Annotated in this window: 18 protein-coding genes and 1 tRNA gene; 12 read left to right on the top strand and 7 right to left on the bottom strand. The window is 49.7% G+C overall.

Annotation, left to right across the window (positions count from 1 at the left end; genetic code table 11):
• Positions 1-27 precede the first annotated feature (27 nt).
• Positions 28-2,352, bottom strand: coding sequence for an alpha-xylosidase (gene yicI, locus HYQ67_RS17455; RefSeq protein WP_202305582.1), 2,325 nt, complete (start codon positions 2,350-2,352; stop codon positions 28-30).
• The gene (locus tag HYQ67_RS17450) at positions 2,352-3,758 is read right to left on the bottom strand and encodes a glycoside-pentoside-hexuronide family transporter (protein WP_202305572.1); all 1,407 of its coding nucleotides are present in this window, start codon (positions 3,756-3,758) and stop codon (positions 2,352-2,354) included. Before HYQ67_RS17450 ends, yicI begins: the two co-directional genes overlap by 1 nt.
• 291 nt (positions 3,759-4,049) lie before the next feature.
• Here HYQ67_RS17450 and HYQ67_RS17445 point away from each other — a divergent pair.
• From HYQ67_RS17445 to HYQ67_RS17425, 5 genes are all read left to right on the top strand, one after another.
• Positions 4,050-4,144 (top strand) — tRNA-Sec (locus HYQ67_RS17445).
• 162 nt (positions 4,145-4,306) lie between these two features.
• A complete protein-coding gene (locus HYQ67_RS17440) occupies positions 4,307-5,485 on the top strand; it encodes a tyrosine-type recombinase/integrase (RefSeq protein WP_202305570.1) in 1,179 nt (392 codons plus the stop codon).
• A 46-nt stretch (positions 5,486-5,531) separates the two neighbouring features.
• Positions 5,532-6,212, top strand: coding sequence for a GNAT family protein (locus HYQ67_RS17435; protein ID WP_202305568.1), 681 nt, complete (start codon positions 5,532-5,534; stop codon positions 6,210-6,212).
• Positions 6,209-7,084 carry an ImmA/IrrE family metallo-endopeptidase gene (locus HYQ67_RS17430; protein ID WP_202305566.1) on the top strand — a complete coding sequence of 292 codons (876 nt, stop codon included), beginning with the start codon at positions 6,209-6,211 and terminating at the stop codon, positions 7,082-7,084. The genes HYQ67_RS17435 and HYQ67_RS17430 overlap by 4 nt, the downstream gene beginning before the upstream one ends.
• Positions 7,084-8,187 (top strand): beta family protein, encoded by a 1,104-nt coding sequence (locus tag HYQ67_RS17425; RefSeq protein ID WP_202305560.1) that lies wholly within the window; start codon positions 7,084-7,086, stop codon positions 8,185-8,187. Before HYQ67_RS17430 ends, HYQ67_RS17425 begins: the two co-directional genes overlap by 1 nt.
• Here HYQ67_RS17425 and HYQ67_RS17420 read toward each other — a convergent pair.
• The 4 genes from HYQ67_RS17420 to HYQ67_RS17405 form a co-directional block, all read right to left on the bottom strand.
• Positions 8,157-8,735, bottom strand: coding sequence for a sce7726 family protein (locus HYQ67_RS17420; RefSeq protein ID WP_202305558.1), 579 nt, complete (start codon positions 8,733-8,735; stop codon positions 8,157-8,159). The two genes, HYQ67_RS17425 and HYQ67_RS17420, sit on opposite strands and share 31 nt — an antisense overlap.
• A gap of 416 nt (positions 8,736-9,151) precedes the next feature.
• Complete coding sequence (locus HYQ67_RS17415; RefSeq protein WP_202305556.1) at positions 9,152-9,718, bottom strand: phage polarity suppression protein; 567 nt, start codon at positions 9,716-9,718, stop codon at positions 9,152-9,154.
• Between the two features lie 16 nt (positions 9,719-9,734).
• On the bottom strand, positions 9,735-9,980 hold the full coding sequence (locus HYQ67_RS17410) for an ogr/Delta-like zinc finger family protein (RefSeq protein ID WP_159768955.1): 246 nt from the start codon (positions 9,978-9,980) through the stop codon (positions 9,735-9,737).
• A complete protein-coding gene (locus HYQ67_RS17405; RefSeq protein ID WP_202305554.1) occupies positions 9,977-10,714 on the bottom strand; it encodes a glycoprotein 3 in 738 nt (245 codons plus the stop codon). The genes HYQ67_RS17410 and HYQ67_RS17405 overlap by 4 nt, the downstream gene beginning before the upstream one ends.
• A 559-nt stretch (positions 10,715-11,273) precedes the next feature.
• On the opposite strand from HYQ67_RS17405, the gene HYQ67_RS17400 reads away from it, so the two are divergent.
• The 6 genes from HYQ67_RS17400 to HYQ67_RS17375 all read left to right on the top strand — a co-directional run bounded on the left by HYQ67_RS17400 (position 11,274) and on the right by HYQ67_RS17375 (position 16,191).
• Positions 11,274-11,540: a helix-turn-helix transcriptional regulator gene (locus HYQ67_RS17400; protein ID WP_202305552.1), complete on the top strand. Its 267-nt coding sequence runs from the start codon at positions 11,274-11,276 to the stop codon at positions 11,538-11,540.
• Positions 11,537-12,088 (top strand): host cell division inhibitor Icd-like protein, encoded by a 552-nt coding sequence (locus tag HYQ67_RS17395; RefSeq protein ID WP_202305551.1) that lies wholly within the window; start codon positions 11,537-11,539, stop codon positions 12,086-12,088. The genes HYQ67_RS17400 and HYQ67_RS17395 overlap by 4 nt, the downstream gene beginning before the upstream one ends.
• On the top strand, positions 12,085-12,312 hold the full coding sequence (locus HYQ67_RS17390; protein ID WP_202305550.1) for a hypothetical protein: 228 nt from the start codon (positions 12,085-12,087) through the stop codon (positions 12,310-12,312). Before HYQ67_RS17395 ends, HYQ67_RS17390 begins: the two co-directional genes overlap by 4 nt.
• A complete protein-coding gene (locus HYQ67_RS17385; RefSeq protein WP_202305548.1) occupies positions 12,309-12,629 on the top strand; it encodes a DUF5375 domain-containing protein in 321 nt (106 codons plus the stop codon). Before HYQ67_RS17390 ends, HYQ67_RS17385 begins: the two co-directional genes overlap by 4 nt.
• A gap of 14 nt (positions 12,630-12,643) precedes the next feature.
• Complete coding sequence (locus tag HYQ67_RS17380; protein WP_202305547.1) at positions 12,644-14,977, top strand: primase-helicase zinc-binding domain-containing protein; 2,334 nt, start codon at positions 12,644-12,646, stop codon at positions 14,975-14,977.
• A gap of 380 nt (positions 14,978-15,357) precedes the next feature.
• Positions 15,358-16,191, top strand: coding sequence for a DUF6216 family protein (locus HYQ67_RS17375; RefSeq protein ID WP_202305546.1), 834 nt, complete (start codon positions 15,358-15,360; stop codon positions 16,189-16,191).
• A gap of 32 nt (positions 16,192-16,223) precedes the next feature.
• Here the strand turns inward: HYQ67_RS17375 and HYQ67_RS17370 are convergent, their stop codons facing one another.
• Entirely contained in the window at positions 16,224-16,424 is a 201-nt protein-coding gene (locus HYQ67_RS17370; RefSeq protein WP_202305545.1) for a toxin-antitoxin system HicB family antitoxin, read from the bottom strand.
• A 131-nt stretch (positions 16,425-16,555) separates the two neighbouring features.
• Here HYQ67_RS17370 and HYQ67_RS17365 point away from each other — a divergent pair, with 131 nt between their 5' ends.
• Positions 16,556-17,089, top strand: coding sequence for a hypothetical protein (locus HYQ67_RS17365; RefSeq protein WP_202305544.1), 534 nt, complete (start codon positions 16,556-16,558; stop codon positions 17,087-17,089).
• The last annotated feature ends 124 nt before the right edge of the window (positions 17,090-17,213 follow it).

Here is a 17,213-nt window from a genome sequence, read left to right as displayed (position 1 = left end):
GAAGTGCGCAGCGCCAGCCGCTAAAACCTACAGTTCGATCACCATCCGCGAGCCGGCAGAATCCGGCGTAATCACCACGCCCTGCTCGCCCGTCTGGCTCTTGCCCTGCTCTACGCCCTGCACCTTGCCGATGTTACGCAGGCACAGCGTCCACGTTTTTGCCTGGCCTTCGCCCTGCACCGTCAGCGCGTTTCCTTCGCGTTTCACCCGCAGCGTAAAGATGACTTTACCGTCCGCCGCCGGGACTTCGCACAGCGCCTCACGGCCATCCTCCAGGCTAAACAGCTGGAAGGCGGTGCCTTCGTGCCAGGCATAGTCCGGCTTCTGGTCGTTGTTGCCCAGCGCCAGCAGCGTGTTGTCGCGCACGTAGACCGGCAGGCTCTGGAAGCCGTGCTGCTCTCTGTGCCAGCGGCTGCCCTGCGCCTCGACGTTGCTGAACAGGTGCGTCCAGCGTCCTTCCGGCAGGTAGAACTGCACGTCGCCCGCCTCGCTGAATACCGGCGCGACCATTACCGACTCGCCCAGCATGTACTGGCGGTCCAGATAGTCGCAGCCCGGATCGTCCGGGAACTCCAGCATCATCGCACACATCATCGGCGTACCTGTTTCAGCAGCGTGGGCCGCCTGGCGGTAGAGATACGGCATCATGCGGGACTTCCACTGCGTGAAGTGACGCACCACGTCGCAGGCTTCATCGTCGTACGCCCACGGCACGCGGTAGGATTTGCTGCCGTGCAGGCGGCTGTGGCTGGACAGCAGCCCGAACGCGCACCAGCGCTTGTAGACGTGGGCGGGGGCGGTGTTTTCGAAGCCGCCGATGTCGTGGCTCCAGAACCCGAAGCCGGACATGCCGAGCGACAGCCCGCCGCGCAGGCTTTCCGCCATGGATTCATAGTTGGCGTAGCAGTCGCCGCCCCAGTGAACCGGGAACTGCTGCGCGCCCACGGAGGCCGAGCGGGCAAATAATACGGCCTCTTCTTCACCCAGCTCCTGCTTCAGCACGTTCCACACCAGTTCGTTGTAGATGAACGCATAATGGTTGTGCATTTTCTGCGGATCGCTGCCGTCGTGCCACACCACGTCCGTCGGGATGCGCTCGCCGAAGTCGGTTTTAAAGCAGTCCACGCCCATGCGCACCAGGCGCTTCAGGTGCCCGGCATACCACTCGCAGGCCTGCGGGTTGGTGAAGTCGACAATCGCCTGCCCCGGCTGCCATTTATCCCACTGCCACACCGCGCCGTTCGGGCGTTTCAGCAGGTAGCCTTTCTCCATCCCTTCGCGGAACAGCGGCGATTTCTGGCCGATGTAGGGGTTTATCCACACGCAGATTTTCAGGCCGCGCGCCTTCAGGCGTTTGAGCATTCCCTCCGGGTCCGGGAAGGTCACCGGGTCCCACTCGAAGTCGCACCACTGGAAGGCCTTCATCCAGAAGCTGTCGAAGTGGAAGACGTGCAGCGGCAGGTTGCGCTCCGCCATGCCGTCGATGAAGCTGTTGACCGTCGCCTCGTCGTAGTTGGTGGTGAACGAGGTGGTGAGCCACAGGCCGAACGACCAGGCCGGCGGCAGCGCAGGACGGCCGGTGAAGCGGGTGTAGCGGTCCAGCACCGCTTTCGGCGTCGGGCCGTCGATCACGAAATATTCGAGATATTCCCCTTCGACGCTGAACTGCACCTTAGAGACTTTTTCTGAGCCCACCTCGAAGGAGACGCACTCCGGATGGTTCACCAGCACGCCGTAGCCGCGGTTGGTGAGGTAGAACGGGATGTTTTTGTAGGATTGTTCGGTGCTGGTGCCGCCGTCGCGGTTCCAGGTTTCCACCGTCTGGCCGTTTTTCACCAGCGCGGTAAAGCGCTCGCCCAGGCCGTACACCGCTTCGCCCACGCCCAGGTCCAGGCGTTCAAACACGTGCGTGCGGCCCGTATTCGCATCCTGCACGTAGCCGTTGTTCTTGAACGCGCTGCCGGTGATGCGCACGCCGTCGCGCAGGAAATCCAGCGCCCACCCACTGCCTTTGGTGACGCGCACGGTCAGGCTGCCGCTTTTCAGCTCCGCGAACTTCTCGTTGTTCTGCATCTCGACTTTTACGCCTTGCAGCACGTTCAGCGGGTAGTGCGGGCCGTTGTTCACCGCGCCCTGGAAGTGCTCGATACGCACCCCGACAATGCCCTCCTGCGGGGAGAAGAAGCGCAGGGTGAACAGCGGAGTATCCAGCTGGTTGCCGCGTTCGCTGACGTCTTTCGTCCCGGCGTAGACCACCATCTCGTTACCGTTTTGCTCCACGTCGAACACCTGAATCGGGTGAATCAACGCAAGCCCAGGCTGGATCAGCCAGTTACCGTCACTAATTTTCATTACTTCATGTTCTCCTGCTGTAATTCCCGGGAAACCGATGTGTTTTCAAAATCCTGCTGGTTGCGACGCACGCCTGCCGCCAGTTCGCCGAGGATCTTCGTCAGGAACGGGGTCTTAAGGGTGTAGAAGCGTTTGGCGACCACGGCGCTGATCAGGTAGCAGACCGCCGGGAAGAGGGTGAACAGCGCGATGATGATGGTGATCGTGGCGCTGTTTTGCGTGACGGCACCGGCATCGTACCCGCCGCCTGCCAGCATCCAGCCGATCAGCGCCCCGCCGATGGCCAGGCCGAGCTTGAGCACGAACAGCGTGCCCGCAAAGCTGATGCCGGTAAGGCGTTTGCCGTTGGTCCACTCGCCGTAGTCCACGGTGTCGGACATCATGACCCACTGGATTGGCGTCACCAGCTGGTGCAGCACGCCAATCACGAAGATGAAGACGAACATGGTGACCACCGAGCTCATCGGCACGAAGAACATCGCGAAGCTGAGCACCGCAAGCGCAGCGTTGGTCCACCAGAAGACGCTGACCTTGCACTTCCAGTCGGTGAGCGGCTTAGCGGCGGCGCTACCGATAAGGTTGCCGACGCAATAGGTGGTGAGGAAGGCGGTGAACATCAGCGGGGAGCCGAGGATCCAGGTGACGTAGTACATCATCGCCCCGCCGCGGATGCAGACCGCCATAATATTGAGGATGGTGAGCAGGCCGACGATGCGCCACTGGTCGTTGTGCCAGATATCGCGCAGATCTTCCCGGGCCGAGGTGCTGACCGGCGGCGCCTCCACCCGCTCTCTGGTGGTAAAGAAGCAGACCGCCAGCATGATAAACGCCACCACGGAGAGCACCGCAATCCCGCCCTGAAAACCAAAAGCTTTATCGTCCCCGCCAATGAATTTCACCAGCGGCATCATCAGCACCGTAGAGAGCATGCCGCCCGCCGTCGCCAGCACGAAGCGCCAGGACTGCAGGGAGATGCGCTGCGACGGGTCATTAGTGATGACGCCGCCCAACGCGCAGTAGGGGATGTTGACCACGGTGTACATCAGGGTCAGCAGCGTGTAGGTGACGGCCGCGTAAATCATTTTGCCGTGCAGGCCGAAGTCCGGCGTGCTGTAGGCGAACACGCAGACGATGCCGAACGGAATGGCGCCAAAGAAGATCCACGGGCGGAATTTCCCCCAGCGGCTGCGGGTGCGGTCGGCAATCAGCCCCATGCAGGGGTCGGAGATGGCGTCCAGCGCGCGGGCCAGCAGGAACATGGTGCCGACGAACCCGGCGGGAATGCCGAAGATGTCGGTGTAAAAGAACATCATGTACATCATGACGTTATCGAAAATGATATGGCTGGCGGCGTCGCCCAGGCCATAGCCAAACTTTTCCTTCGCGGAGAGTACCTGACTTGTCATCTCTACAGCCCCTGTCCTTACGGCAGCGAAAATTCTATGTCTGACGTTGTAAAGCATTGAGGGCGAGCGGTGAATTCTGTTTTCTGGTTATCAGATTACGATTCTTGATAACTGTGAGCCGGGTCGCTCTCTTAGCAAGCTAACCGTAGGGGGCTGGTGGATAAGTGAGCGGATCTGCTTAATTTTAGTAATGAAAATGAGGGGAGGAGACGGTAAAAGACAAAAGCATTGTTTGGAGGATCCGGGAAACCCGGTATAATGCGCACCGCCTCCATGTAGCAATGAAGGCTGGGAAGATCGTCGTCTCCGGTGAGGCGGCTGGACTTCAAATCCAGTTGGTGCCGCCAGCGGCGCCGGGCAGGTTCAACTCCTGTGATCTTCCGCCAATTATCATCTCACCATGTCCGAAAATGTCCTTTAAAACCAACATTTACAGCAAGTTATCTAATAACTCCGTCCGTATCAGTCCGAGCGAATCTCCCTAAATCCACGAAAAATATGTATAGTATTGTGTATAATTTTTTTATACACAGATTTCACTTATACACATGCCACTAACAGACATACAAATCCGACGCGCTAAGGTACAAGACAAGCCCTACACCCTTAATGACGGACAAGGCTTATCCTTGCTCATAAATCCCGACGGGAGCAAAGGATGGAGGTTCCGCTACCGGTTTGCAGGTAAAGCCCGGTTAATGTCATTTGGTAGCTACGATTTGGTAAGCCTTGCAGAAGCACGTGAGAAGCGCGACACCGCCCGTAAACAAGTTGCTAATGGCATTGACCCCGTTGAAGAACGAAAAGCTCAAAAGCTGGCACAGCAACTCTCAACAGAGAATTCATTCGAAGCCATATGTCGAGAATGGCACGCCAACAAAGCTGACCGCTGGACAGTGGCCTATCGCGAAGAAATCATTAAGACATTTGAGCAAGATGTGTTCCCGTTCATTGGCAAACGCTGTATCAGTGAAATCAAACCGCTGGAACTGCTTGAGGTACTGCGACGAATAGAGAAGCGTGGAGCGCTGGAGAAGACCAGAAAAGTGCGACAAAGATGCGGCGAGGTCTATCGCTATGCAATCATAACTGGCCGTGCTGAATACAACCCTGCGCCTGATTTAGCCATCGCTCTGGCCGTTCCGAAGCAGAAGCACCATCCTTTTCTATCTGCAGAAGAGTTGCCTCATTTCGTTAGAGACCTTGAAGCCTATACCGGCAGCATCATCACAAAAAATGCTACAAAAATAGTCATGCTAACCGGTGTAAGAACTCAGGAAATGCGCTTTGCTACATGGGATGAAGTTGACCTTGAGAAAGGTATATGGGAAATACCAGCCGAAAGGATGAAAATGCGTAGGCCACACATTGTTCCTTTGTCTACTCAGGTAGTTTGCCTCTTTGAACAACTCAAACCTATTACCGGCCATTACCCATACATTTTTATTGGCAGGAATAACCGTAGCAAGCCGATCTCAAAAGAAAGTTTGTCACAAGTAATTGAGTTACTTGGTTACAAAGGACGTGCTACAGGTCACGGATTTAGACATACAATGTCGACAATATTACATGAACAAGGGTTTGATAGTGCATGGATTGAATTGCAGCTTGCTCATGTAGATAAAAATAGTATTCGTGGTACCTACAATCATGCGCAATACTATTTGCAGCGAAAAAAAATGCTACAATGGTACTCTTGTAACTTATATCCAATAAGTAAAAGTTAATCGGTTGTTACGCGCAATGTAGAGTGCGTATATCTGGGGTGTGGATATGAATATTGATGTAAATCAGCTAGTTAAGCTTGGAATTATTCCAGCTCCTGATGATGAAGTCGTGATTGAACAAGGCAATCTTATAAGTAACAATAATACTGAAGATCCCTATTCAGTATTATTTGGCTGGAGCCTTCCGAATGCTATTGTTTGCGATCAGGCATGGAAAGAGTATCGTTTAAAAATGCTCGCTTACCTTAAAGATGAATGCGCCGATGAAGAACGGGATGAATATTTATCTAAAATTCAAACAGAAGATTTTCATTGGAACTGGTTTAATAAATCCAGATGCTATAACACAGAAGAATATAAATGGTTCTTCTTGAAAACTGGAGACAGCGTTGAAGCGGCTTGTTTAATATACTTCCCGAAAAAAAGTGCATTAAACAACGATAATATTTTTTATGTTGAGTTTATTGCTGTCGCTCCATGGAATAGATTAACCCCTCTTGAAAAAAAACGTTATAATGGAGTCGGGAAAAAACTATTACAAGCAGTTATAAAATACTCCGCAGCTACACTAGGCTATAAATATGGTTTCTGTTTACATTCATTACCCCAAGCGCAAGGGTTTTACGAGCATATTGGTATGATTCATATCGACGCGCTTGATAAAGAACCATTGCAGTATTATGAAATTGATGATAATAACTCTATGAGATTTGCGGGGGTTCTGTGAAAGATAATATTGACGATATTGATTTCTCATTTGGTAAATATTCTTCTACATCGCTTCACCAGGAATACGATGATTTTTTGCGATTCAGTGATTACGTTGAATCGTTGCCAGCAGAAGTCAAGCGCTCAAAAAACATTACAGGCAGACGAAAAAATTATAAAAACATTTCCACCCTTTTTTCATCATTCTGCAATTCTGATGCAAAGAACGCGACTTTGTTTAGGAGAGGAGCTTCGTGTGATGATAGCCTCATAAATTCTTGGTTATCATTTGTATATGAAAAAGAAGCATTTATTTACTCAATGCTAAATGTACCGCAATATACTCCGATTACGAGCGATGTTTTAAGTGAGTTCACCAAAAATAGTATTGATGAAAATTTTCCATTAGTTGCACCTAAAGCTCTACTTGAGCTTGGTATAATTTTAATATATGAGGAATCAATTCCTTCGGCAAAGGTAGATGGTGTTGTTTATGTTAACGATCATGGAAACCCCGTTATAGGTATGAGCCTCCGCTTTAGTAGGATTGACAACTATTGGTTTACTTTAATGCATGAATTATCTCATGTGTTATTACATTACAATCAGTTAGGTTCTCCAATCATTGATGATACAGAAAGAGAGTCTGATCCTGAGGATTTAGTTGAAGCTCAAGCAGACAGAATGGCTTTAGATTTATTAATACCAAGAAGTATGTGGCGAGGATGTGCAGCTAAACGCTCGCTTAGAGAAGATGATCTCTTTTCCTTTTCTAAGGAAGTTGGAGTACATCCAGCAATAGTTGCCGGTAGAATAAGAAAGGAAACTGGGAGCTATAAAATTTTCTCTAAGATTGTTAATCAGATTAATGTCAGGGAGATGGTATTTTAATGTATAACTACACACCTTTTCTGAAGTTAAAAGTTAGTGAAATAAGTGCTCTTAAAGAGCTTGGTGCAAATAAAAAGAATAATTTCATTCCTTTTTTTGATTTTCCTCGTAAAAAACCGAAAAAAAGCCGTTACTCCGGAGAGCAGAAAAGTGATAAAAATCAGTTATTTGCTAATGATTTAGATAGGCTTGAAGCAAAGTTCAATAGTTCCTTGAAATGGATAACCGAATTTTATCTAGATAACTATGATGTCGAAGATGAAATATCTTTAGGCAATAAATATCACTATTACGATATAATTAGCAATTTTTCAAAGTTTGGAATGATCCCTGTTGTTGCTCTCGACAGAAATCCACATCACTTATTATCCGTTATTCATGGCTTTGAACGTGGATTTTTTACATATAAAAAAGTCGCACTTCGATTAACAAAAGATTATTTCTGCAATTACTCTCTTTTTAAAGAAGAGATAGATGAACTACTTGAAACATTAGAGCCTTACGTTGACTCATTTGATTTAATATTTGATTGCAGGGTTTGCAAGGCGGGTGATGCGGATAAACTTTCAAAGCAAATAGTAAATTTTGTTTCAAATCTAAAATACAATTCTAATTATATTAAATTACATAAAGTAATTACCACTGGATCAATGATTCCATCCTCAATAAGTGAGTTGCTAGAAACTCAGGCTGAACTAGACATTATCCGAGAGGAAATAAATATTTATAAGACTGTCTTTGAAAGTTATAAATCAGATTATAAATTAGTGTTTGGTGATTATGGCTGCGTAAGTCCTGAATACTCTGACATAGAATTATTTGATGAAGACATGCAAAATGTCACTACTGCAAAGATAATTTATCCTTACCATGATCGTCTTTTTATTAAGAGAGGTGGGCGAGTAAAAAGTGATAAACATCAATACAATGAGTTTGCTGAGTATATTGTCACCAGAAGTGGATTCTATAGAGGTAAGGAATATTCTTCGGGTGATCTATATTTATTCCAGAAAGCAAATTATGAAGGTAAGTCGGTTACGGCTGCTTCAATAGTTAAGCCTCTAGTAAATCTTCATTTATCATATATGATTCTTGAGCGATGAAGCAATTGATCACTGATTTCGCTGCTTATGCTGAGCTTGTCAAGTTGACCTGAGATTCGCAGCGAAATAGTATCTCTGTTTTTATCTTTGCTTAGAATAGAGATGTTTTCTTTAGTTAAAATTTCGAGCATTTCACTTTTCCAGAGCGTACTCAAAGCGACCGTTGGATTGAATCCTGCATTTGCTTTTGTTTTTCGTGCATATGTTAATTTGATCTGGCCTTTATCAATTCGAGCAATCAATATTCCCCAATGACTAGGCGCGAGAGACAGCGCTTTTAATTTATGTTTTTCTGTAGTGAGTAATGTGATTTTTCTAAAGGAAAGATCATATGATACACCTTGTTTTAAGGCTCTTTCTATTTTGTCATTGTCACCTTTGATTTCGAAGCAATGTAAGTCCTTATATATTGCCACCACATCTGCAATCGCGAGTCCGTTATTAACGGAAAGCTCTTCAATTATTTTTTTTGGTTTCATAGACTTACGGAAAAGCCAATCTTTTAGCGCCCCCCTTAACTCTTTATCATTTAAAACAAGACTGTTCATTTTATTACCTTTAATATTTTTTGTATATTATAAGTTTTTATCTTGTTTTTTCAATATTCCGTTTCTTTTAATTGATTATCATCTGCCTCATTTTTCTAGTTCTTGTAACTTCCTACAATCATAAGGAAAAGTAGATGAGGTGTACTTGTCTGTCTACACTCGGGCGAATACAACATGCTGATTTGTATAGTCCAGGGTTAATTTTCCTGCATGCACCGCGCGCAATGCTCTCCCCGCCACGCCTGCCCGCTTAAAGGACCGCTTTTAATGCAGGTGCAAAGGTGGCCTCAGGCCGCGCCGCAACTGGCGCTGGCAGGGAGTGCAGGGTCGGGAAAACGCATGCAAAACCATGCACCTTATGGATGCATGGCTTAATTCGGGGAAAATGACGGGATTTACAGGGATTTTTTAACGTGCTACTGCGCGGCCAGTCCGGCGCGTCGACGGGTGTAAATCATGCTCTGTGCAGGGGTGAATTTTTCACGATTATCATCCCGCGAAGGTGCGTCAGGCCTGTATCCGATGGCCGTTAAAATGTCGTTGTCCTGTACGGAATAATTAATTTCATTTCCTGCGGTCAGCCAGACCGATAGAGCTTCACGCAGGTATGCTACTGAACGGTCAAGCGCACGGTTTTTTATCATCGTGGGCTGGTTCTTAATCTCCATCAGCTCCGGTGCCAGAGCGGCGGCCAGCTCTGCGCCGTTCTGCTGCATAAAATCATGCAGCCGGTTACGGATGCTGATGCGCTGCACCTCCTCATGCGAGAAGATGTAGCGACCGGCGGCCTGATTAACTTCCCATTTTTTTACGTCAATCAGGTCACGCAGCTTCTGTAATCTGCGGGAGCCTGATGCATTGTCATCCAGCAATAATTCCTGATATTCCTGCATTGCGGCGGCCAGTTCGGTTTTACGGTTCAGCCACGCGGTTTTGTTCGTCTGACAGGCGTCATAGGCCTGCTGTAAGGTCAGAGTGGTCACGGGTTGTCTCTCCTGATTAGTGGCGGAAAGGCGAGCTGTAGCAGCCTTTTACCCGGCGGGGTGCTACGGGGGCTGTCGGCACCGGCGCGGGTTTCTCATCGGCGACCGGGGAGCGGATCACCTCAAAGATGGACTCATGCGTTTTGAATGTCGCCGAGCAATGCACATTCTGGCACTGCAGGTAACTCTCTTTGACGCTGTCAGACATATAGCGGCTGGTGCGAACATGGGCCGCCGTGCGGCAGAAAGGACAGCGCATCATGACAGTAACCCCCGTGCTTTCAGGTCGGCTTCACGTTCCCGCATTTTTTCCTGCCAGACTTTTCGCTGACCGGGCGTGGCCGCAACGTCATGCTCCATATGTGGCAGCGTGGAGGCTGAGAGCCCTGTTTTAAACAGTACCGGTTCATCGGTCAGACGGATATTGCAGCCCTTCACGGCCTGTTCAAGCCAGGCTTTCACCTGCTGCATGACGGCCTGCTCCGGTTCGACATAGCCCTGATGACCTGTGGTATTGGCAAGCGGGTTATTCAGTACCAGTATGTTGAGTTTCATTGCCCTGACCAGCGCGCTACAGGTATCACGCAGGGCAGCATCAAGTTCATGCTCTGCGTACTGGCTGAGAACGCTGTGATGTGCCTGACGATATGCTCTGGCCGTGCGGTCACAGGCTCCCTTAAGGCTGTCCAGCTCAAAAGACAGAACCTCAGCCATATTGTCACATTCCTGCGCCAGTTCCCGCCGTGCCACGCGCGCCAGATGGCGTTGTTTCAGCTCGTCGGTAATGACAGCACCACCGGCACGAAAGGCGGCGCGCCATGCGCCGGAATCATTGCCGTTTTCCTGATCCAGTTCGTTTTTTTGCGTTTGCACCTGGCTGATGGCCGTCGTGGTTTCATCCATGCGACTGGCACTGGCAAGATGCGCCGACCGGGCAGTCTCAAGACGTTCTATTGCGGGTTTAAGGTAGTCGGGAATAACAGCGGTATGAGTCATGTCGGGTCTCCTCTTCGTTTCAATCTGAGGAGATTCTGCCGCGCCGGACACAACAACACGATTCATTGCCGTTGTGGCAAAAATGGCACAAACAGACCTTAAAACCCGGCTGGCCAGAGAAAGGTCTCAGGAAAACCTTACTCACCGTTTGTTTTTTTACTTATAACTATTCACTACTGTTCACTGAAAAGAAAAAGACAAGTAATACAGTAAGATAAAGGGTGAACGGTTGAGGGTGTAAGTGTTCACCGAGTGTTCACCACTGTTCACCCTGAGCATTTATCGACTGATGGTTGGTCTTTAATTTATTAGACTTATTTTGAATATATAAACAATTTGATATTTCATTTGTGACTTATCGACTTTGCCAACATTGGCCAATAAAGGTCAATAATGGCCAATATAGGCCAGCAGCGGCCACGGTATAAAATTCATACAGATGTGTGGTCTGCTGACATGAAATGACTTGTTGCCCTGAGGGAAAATATTCACAAAATAGAGAGCTACCCGAAGCCGGACGAACACGACCGGCACTGTATGGACTTTGTGAGGTAGCCCGATGCACACTGCTTTTTCTTCCCCGTCTTCTGCTCCTGCCGCGCCTCTGATGCCGGTCTCTGACGCTGTTCATGAGCGTTTTATTCGTCTGCCCGAAGTGATGCATTTATGCGGCCTGTCTCGTTCGACTGTTTATGACCTCATCAGTCGGGAGTCATTCCCTAAACAAATCAGCCTCGGCGGAAAAAACGTGGCGTGGGCGCACTCTGAAATCACCGCATGGATGGCCGACCGTATCGCCGAGCGCAACCGGGGTTACGACGCATGATGATGACCGTTCAGCAAACAGCCCCTTTTTCTGGCTTGCTTCTTTTCGCCGTTTCCAGGTATAGTTTTCCCGCTGTCGCAAAATCGGCAGCCGGGCGTAGGAACCCGTGTTTAACTATGGCGACACCAGACGCGCCTTGCGTCTTTTTTTGTGTCTGTGCCTTGATGCACCCATTCAATACACAGTGGCCTTTTCGCCATTGTGGGTATCGCGTAATGGTGGCTCAGGCGGGGCAGCTCTCGGGCTGGCCGGTTCTCATAGTTACCGGTATTCCTACCCCCGTCTGGGCTACCACCCATAAGCGTAGGAACTTCGGTGGTAGCTGTAACCAGCTAACTATGGAGGTTGCCCTTATGGCTACAACCCTCACCCCGTCACACCCACAGTTTGTCTTTGTGTTTGCCGCCGTTCGCCGCGCAGACCGTAAACCCCGTATCTGTATGCTTCGCATCGTTGCCGGTGATGAGCACGCTGCACGGCTTTCTCTCGTTCGCGATTACGTCCTCTCGTTCGCTGGCCGTCTGCCGGTTGCGGAGGTGCGCGCATGAGACACACAACTATTACCGCCCGTGACCTCGAATGTCTGGAGCATATGCGCAATGTCGGCCAGCTCGTCAATGAGCTGATGCAGGTGCAGGACTGCGCCACCGTTCACCGTGACCCGGCGCAGCAGTTACAGCTCACCTCCGTGATTTACCTTATGACCGCCCAGCTCGACGGCGTAGTCGAGCGCTGCAATCAGCACTGGCTGACCGGGGAGGGTAACGTATGAAAAAGTCATTACCGCCCGTATTACGCGCCGCGTTGTATCGTCGCGCCGTGGCCTGTGCCTGGCTGACCCTGTGCGAACGTCAGCGCCGCTACCCGCACCTCACCCTCAACGCGCTGGAAAGCGCCATTGCCGCCGAGCTGGAGGGATTCTACCTGCGCCAGCACGGAGAGGAAAAAGGCCGTCAGATTGCCTGTGCACTACTCGAAGATTTAATGGAAGCCGGGCCACTGAAAACCGCGCCGTCGCTGTCTTTTCTCGGGCTCGCGGTGATGGATGAACTTTGCGCCCGTCACATCACACCGCCTGTACTGCACTGAGGGAGAAAATAACAATGAAAATGAACGTAACGGAAACCGTAAAACAGGCGTGCGGCCACTGGCCGCGCATTCTCCCGGCGCTGGGTGTGAAGGTGATTAAAAACCGCCATCAGGCCTGCCCGGTGTGCGGCGGCTCTGACCGTTTCCGCTTTGACGATAAAGAGGGGCGCGGCACATGGTTCTGTAACCAGTGCGGCGCGGGTGATGGTCTGAAACTGGTTGAGAAGGTCTTCGGCGTGTCTGCCCCGGAGGCTGCCGGTAAAGTGGATGCCGTGACCGGCAACCTGTCGCCGGTTGCCCCGGAGGTGATTGCGGCCGCAGAAGCTGAAACCGATGCTGACCGTAAAGCGGCGGCCGCACTGGCCGTAAAGCTTGTGGAGAAAACCCGCACGGCCACCGGCAACGCCTACCTGACCCGCAAGGGCTTCCCCGGTCGGGAATGCCTGGCGCTGACGGCCACGCACAAAACCGGCGGCGTGACGTTCCGCGCCGGTGATGTGGTGGTGCCGCTGTATGACGGTAACGGTGCACTGGTTAACCTTCAGCTTATCAATTCTGACGGTCTCAAACGCACCCTGAAAGGCGGTACCGTAAAAGGGGCATGTCATATCATCGAGGGGCAGAAACAGACCGGAAAACGCCTGTGGATAGCGGAGGGCTATGCGACCGCATTCACCGTGCATCACCTGACCGGGGAAACCGTCATGGTAGCGCTGTCGTCCGTGAACCTACTTTCTCTGGCGAGCCTTGCCCGTCAGAAACACCCGGCCTGTCAGATTGTCCTCGCCGCCGACCGTGACCTTAACGGCGACGGCCAGAGTAAAGCCGCTGTGGCTGCAGACGCCTGTGAGGGTGTTGTTGCCCTGCCGCCGGTGTTCGGTGACTGGAATGATGCGTTTATAGAGAAAGGAGAGGAGGCCACGCGGAAAGCGATTTATGACGCCATCCGGCCACCGGCTGACAGTCCTTTCACTACCATGAGCGAGGCGGAATTTACCGCCATGAGCACCAGTGAAAAGGCAATGCGGGTGCATGAGCATTACGGCGAAGCGCTGGCCGTGGATGCGAACGGCCAGCTCCTGTCCCGTTATGAGGCCGGGATATGGAAAATCATTCCACCGTCGGATTTTGCCCGCGACGTGGCCGGGTTGTTCCAGCGTCTGCGCGCCCCGTTCTCGTCGGGGAAAATTGCCTCAGTGGTGGAGACCCTGAAACTGATTATTCCGCAGCAGGACGCCCCGGCACGGCGTCTGATTGGCTTTCGCAACGGCGTACTTGATACCGCCACCGGCACATTCAACCCGCACCATAAATCACACTGGCTGCGCACGCTCTGTGATGTCGATTTTACCCCGCCGGTCGAGGGTGAAACGCTGGAAACCCACGCCCCGGATTTCTGGCGCTGGCTCGACCGCGCGGCCGGTAGCAAACCGGAAAAACGCGACGTGATTCTGGCCGCCTTGTTTATGGTGCTGGCGAACCGTTACGACTGGCAGCTCTTTCTCGAAGTGACCGGGCCGGGTGGTAGCGGGAAAAGTATTCTGGCCGAAATTGCGACCATGCTTGCCGGGGAAGACAACGCCACGTCGGCCGCTATCGAAACGCTGGAATCACCACGTGAGCGCGCGGCGCTGATTGGATTCTCACTAATACGCCTGCCTGACCAGGAGAAATGGAGCGGTGACGGGGCAGGACTTAAGGCCATCACCGGCGGTGATGCGGTCTCCGTTGACCCGAAATACAAGGATGCGTACTCCACCCATATTCCGGCAGTGATTCTGGCCGTGAACAATAACCCGATGCGCTTTACCGACCGCAGCGGCGGTGTTTCCCGTCGCCGGGTCATCCTGCATTTCCCGGAGCAGATTGCCCCGGAGGAACGCGACCCGCAGCTTAAAAACAAAATCGCCCGTGAGCTGGCCGTGATTGTGCGCCAGTTAATGCAGAAGTTCAGCGACCCGATGACCGCGCGCACACTGCTCCAGTCACAGCAGAACTCCGACGAGGCTCTCAGCATCAAGCGCGATGCCGACCCGACATTTGATTTTTGCGGCTATCTGGAAGCTCTGCCGGAGCCTGAGGGGATGTATATTGGCAATGCCAGCATCATACCGCGTCAGCCGCGCCTGTATCTGTATCATGCCTATCTGGCGTATATGGAAGCCCACGGCTACAAAAATACACTCAGCCTGACCATGTTCGGCAAGGGACTGTCAGCGATGCTGAAAGAGTACGGGCTAAGTTATGAGAAGCGCCGTAAAAATCAGGGCATACAAACCAATCTCGCGCTAAGGGAAGAAAGCAACGCCGACTGGCTGCCGAAATGTGATGACCCTGTAGCAAAATAACCTACCCTGACCGGCAATCGCCGGTCTTTTTTACCTGCAAAACGGCAAAAGTGAACAGTAAAGTGTTCACTGTTCACCAACCATTCACCGCGTAAAATAATGATTTTTATAAATAAAAATACACAGTGAACAGTGTGAACAGTTTTTCTAAAAAAAAGTTTTTTTATGAGATCTGTCACTGGTGACTTATCAATAGATAGTTTGTCAGTCCAGCAAATGTGTATAGCGATGTGTATAAAAAAGAGAGGTTTAATATTAAAATATCAATAAATACATATAGTTAAAATTCATATCGAACTCCTGTGATCTTCCGCCAAGTTTTTTACTCCATATGCTTATATATTAATTTTTTTAATGTATCAAAATGGAGTATTTATTTCATGGAAAGTGTAGCAGCTATTATCGTTAAATATGACACCATAATAAACAGTGCTTTTTGGCTTATCTTGCTTCTATCAATTCTATTTTATATTAGCCTTCGCGCTGGTTCAGCTTATAGTATTGTAAATAGACTTTGGCAATTCTTTTTAGGCCCACCAGAATTTTTTGATAAAAAATTAAACAAATTATGGAATGAAAGGAATGACATTGAACATTTTAACATGTTATTTAATGTAAAAGCGAAAAATAAACAAGAAATAAACAAATTCATCTCATGGGTAAAAAACAACAAGATTGATATTATAAAAATCTCAAGGGCTAAAGGTTGGTTTAACTTTTCCACCCTGGAGGCTGTGCGGCCAAAAACAATAATTACCATATTAATATTGGTTGGCGCATTACTTTGCATATATGGTTTTTTTGTAACAATGACAGTCGCAGCTAAACCTGCGGCATTAGTAAAAATAGAAAAAGATGAACCTTGGATATGGGTTGGCTTGAAACAAACCTCTAATTACATTCCAAACCTTGACACTTCCAACTTTAAATTTAATAACTGGTCGCTAAGCTTAGAACAATGCGTTAATAAAAATTTCGACCGTGATAAATTTTCACTCAAAACGAATTTAAAAAGAACCACTATTGATATGCTGTGTAAGAGTTTTACCGATGAGATAGATCAAAAAAGCATATCAGCCATCATCAAAAAACAAAATGCTTTTTTTATCCTTTCAATAATACCTGTAGTTTTCTGCTTCTATTTATTTATCGCATTTATTAGAAGAGTATATGCTGTTGAGTTAGCTAATGAGTTAAAAATAAAAATTAATTAGAAGAACTATTAAGAGAGAATCTAATTTTGAAATTATATTCTCTCTTTATTATTATATTTATATAACCTTTCCAACTCCTTCCTTCCCAGCGTTTTAAACCAATTCCCAAGCGTCATCCCAGCATCCTTCGCTGCAATTTCAAATTGGGCTTTCAGTTCAGGTGTGATCCTCATCTGAAATGCTGGAGATTTCCCTGATTTTGGCGGTCTTACATCCCTTTTAACCGTTGACATGTCCATCCCTCAAAGTTATTGTCGAGTTGTCAGATGACACCCTACCATAGGGTCATTTGAAATAAAACGCCCCCGAAAGGTATAGCGAGTACCAGACGAGGGCTGACCACAACGTTAAAGGAGTTAACGCCATGGCTATTCAACATAATATCACAACCCCTGCCTCTGAAATCACCACCAATCCGTCACAAATCGAGCCGGCTCGCATTGCGCTGTTAAAAACCCCGCTTAGCGTCAACATGGATTTATTCCAGGTGCTGGACTTCTGCCAGCGGCATATCGATGAGCTGATTGATTGCCACGACCATACCGGGCGTATGGCGCTGTACGGCCGCCTGTATGCCGGGCTGGAGGTATTGAAGGTTGTGCTGAAAGCGCCGCTGCCAGCGCATTTGATCGAGCGCCTGACGGTGGATGTGAAGACGGACGATGATGAGTATCGCTGCCCACTTTCCACGGATTCCGAAACGTTGCGGGCGTACTGCGCGGCGCTGACCATGCTCTTAATGCAGGGGGACCAGTCATTCGATCAGGAAGAGCATATCTCTGGTTTATTGTTCGAACTGCTGGATGTGCTGGTCGAGGATTTGAAAGCACCGCGATTCGTTCGTGTTTCGACAGGGCTGGCAATGATTGGCGGTGACGCCAACCCGGAAATTCACTAGGTTTTGTAGCTACCGTCTTGAACGTCAAGCGGTAGCTGCATAATTTTCATCCCATGGCAGGCGTGTTTTAAGCACCCCGAAGCACATGTGCACCAGCTTGCGCATTACTGCACCCAGCGCCGCC

This window comes from Dryocola clanedunensis subsp. sulfonylureivorans (genome assembly GCF_016756775.1).
In the GTDB taxonomy this organism is placed as follows: domain Bacteria; phylum Pseudomonadota; class Gammaproteobacteria; order Enterobacterales; family Enterobacteriaceae; genus Dryocola; species Dryocola clanedunensis.
Note: the sequence above shows the minus strand (reverse complement) of the source record. Positions and strands in the feature narration are given on the sequence as shown.

Coding starts and splice junctions, on each gene's coding strand:
- HYQ67_RS17410 (WP_159768955.1), bottom strand. CDS start 9,980: ATGATGCGCTGTCCTTTCTGCCGCACGGCGGCCCATGTTCGCACCAGC.
- HYQ67_RS17400 (WP_202305552.1), top strand. CDS start 11,274: ATGCACACTGCTTTTTCTTCCCCGTCTTCTGCTCCTGCCGCGCCTCTG.
- HYQ67_RS17370 (WP_202305545.1), bottom strand. CDS start 16,424: ATGTCAACGGTTAAAAGGGATGTAAGACCGCCAAAATCAGGGAAATCT.
- HYQ67_RS17385 (WP_202305548.1), top strand. CDS start 12,309: ATGAAAAAGTCATTACCGCCCGTATTACGCGCCGCGTTGTATCGTCGC.
- yicI (WP_202305582.1), bottom strand. CDS start 2,352: ATGAAAATTAGTGACGGTAACTGGCTGATCCAGCCTGGGCTTGCGTTG.
- HYQ67_RS17395 (WP_202305551.1), top strand. CDS start 11,537: ATGATGATGACCGTTCAGCAAACAGCCCCTTTTTCTGGCTTGCTTCTT.
- HYQ67_RS17375 (WP_202305546.1), top strand. CDS start 15,358: ATGGAAAGTGTAGCAGCTATTATCGTTAAATATGACACCATAATAAAC.
- HYQ67_RS17405 (WP_202305554.1), bottom strand. CDS start 10,714: ATGACTCATACCGCTGTTATTCCCGACTACCTTAAACCCGCAATAGAA.
- HYQ67_RS17425 (WP_202305560.1), top strand. CDS start 7,084: ATGTATAACTACACACCTTTTCTGAAGTTAAAAGTTAGTGAAATAAGT.
- HYQ67_RS17440 (WP_202305570.1), top strand. CDS start 4,307: ATGCCACTAACAGACATACAAATCCGACGCGCTAAGGTACAAGACAAG.
- HYQ67_RS17450 (WP_202305572.1), bottom strand. CDS start 3,758: ATGACAAGTCAGGTACTCTCCGCGAAGGAAAAGTTTGGCTATGGCCTG.
- HYQ67_RS17380 (WP_202305547.1), top strand. CDS start 12,644: ATGAAAATGAACGTAACGGAAACCGTAAAACAGGCGTGCGGCCACTGG.
- HYQ67_RS17435 (WP_202305568.1), top strand. CDS start 5,532: ATGAATATTGATGTAAATCAGCTAGTTAAGCTTGGAATTATTCCAGCT.
- HYQ67_RS17365 (WP_202305544.1), top strand. CDS start 16,556: ATGGCTATTCAACATAATATCACAACCCCTGCCTCTGAAATCACCACC.
- HYQ67_RS17420 (WP_202305558.1), bottom strand. CDS start 8,735: ATGAACAGTCTTGTTTTAAATGATAAAGAGTTAAGGGGGGCGCTAAAA.
- HYQ67_RS17390 (WP_202305550.1), top strand. CDS start 12,085: ATGAGACACACAACTATTACCGCCCGTGACCTCGAATGTCTGGAGCAT.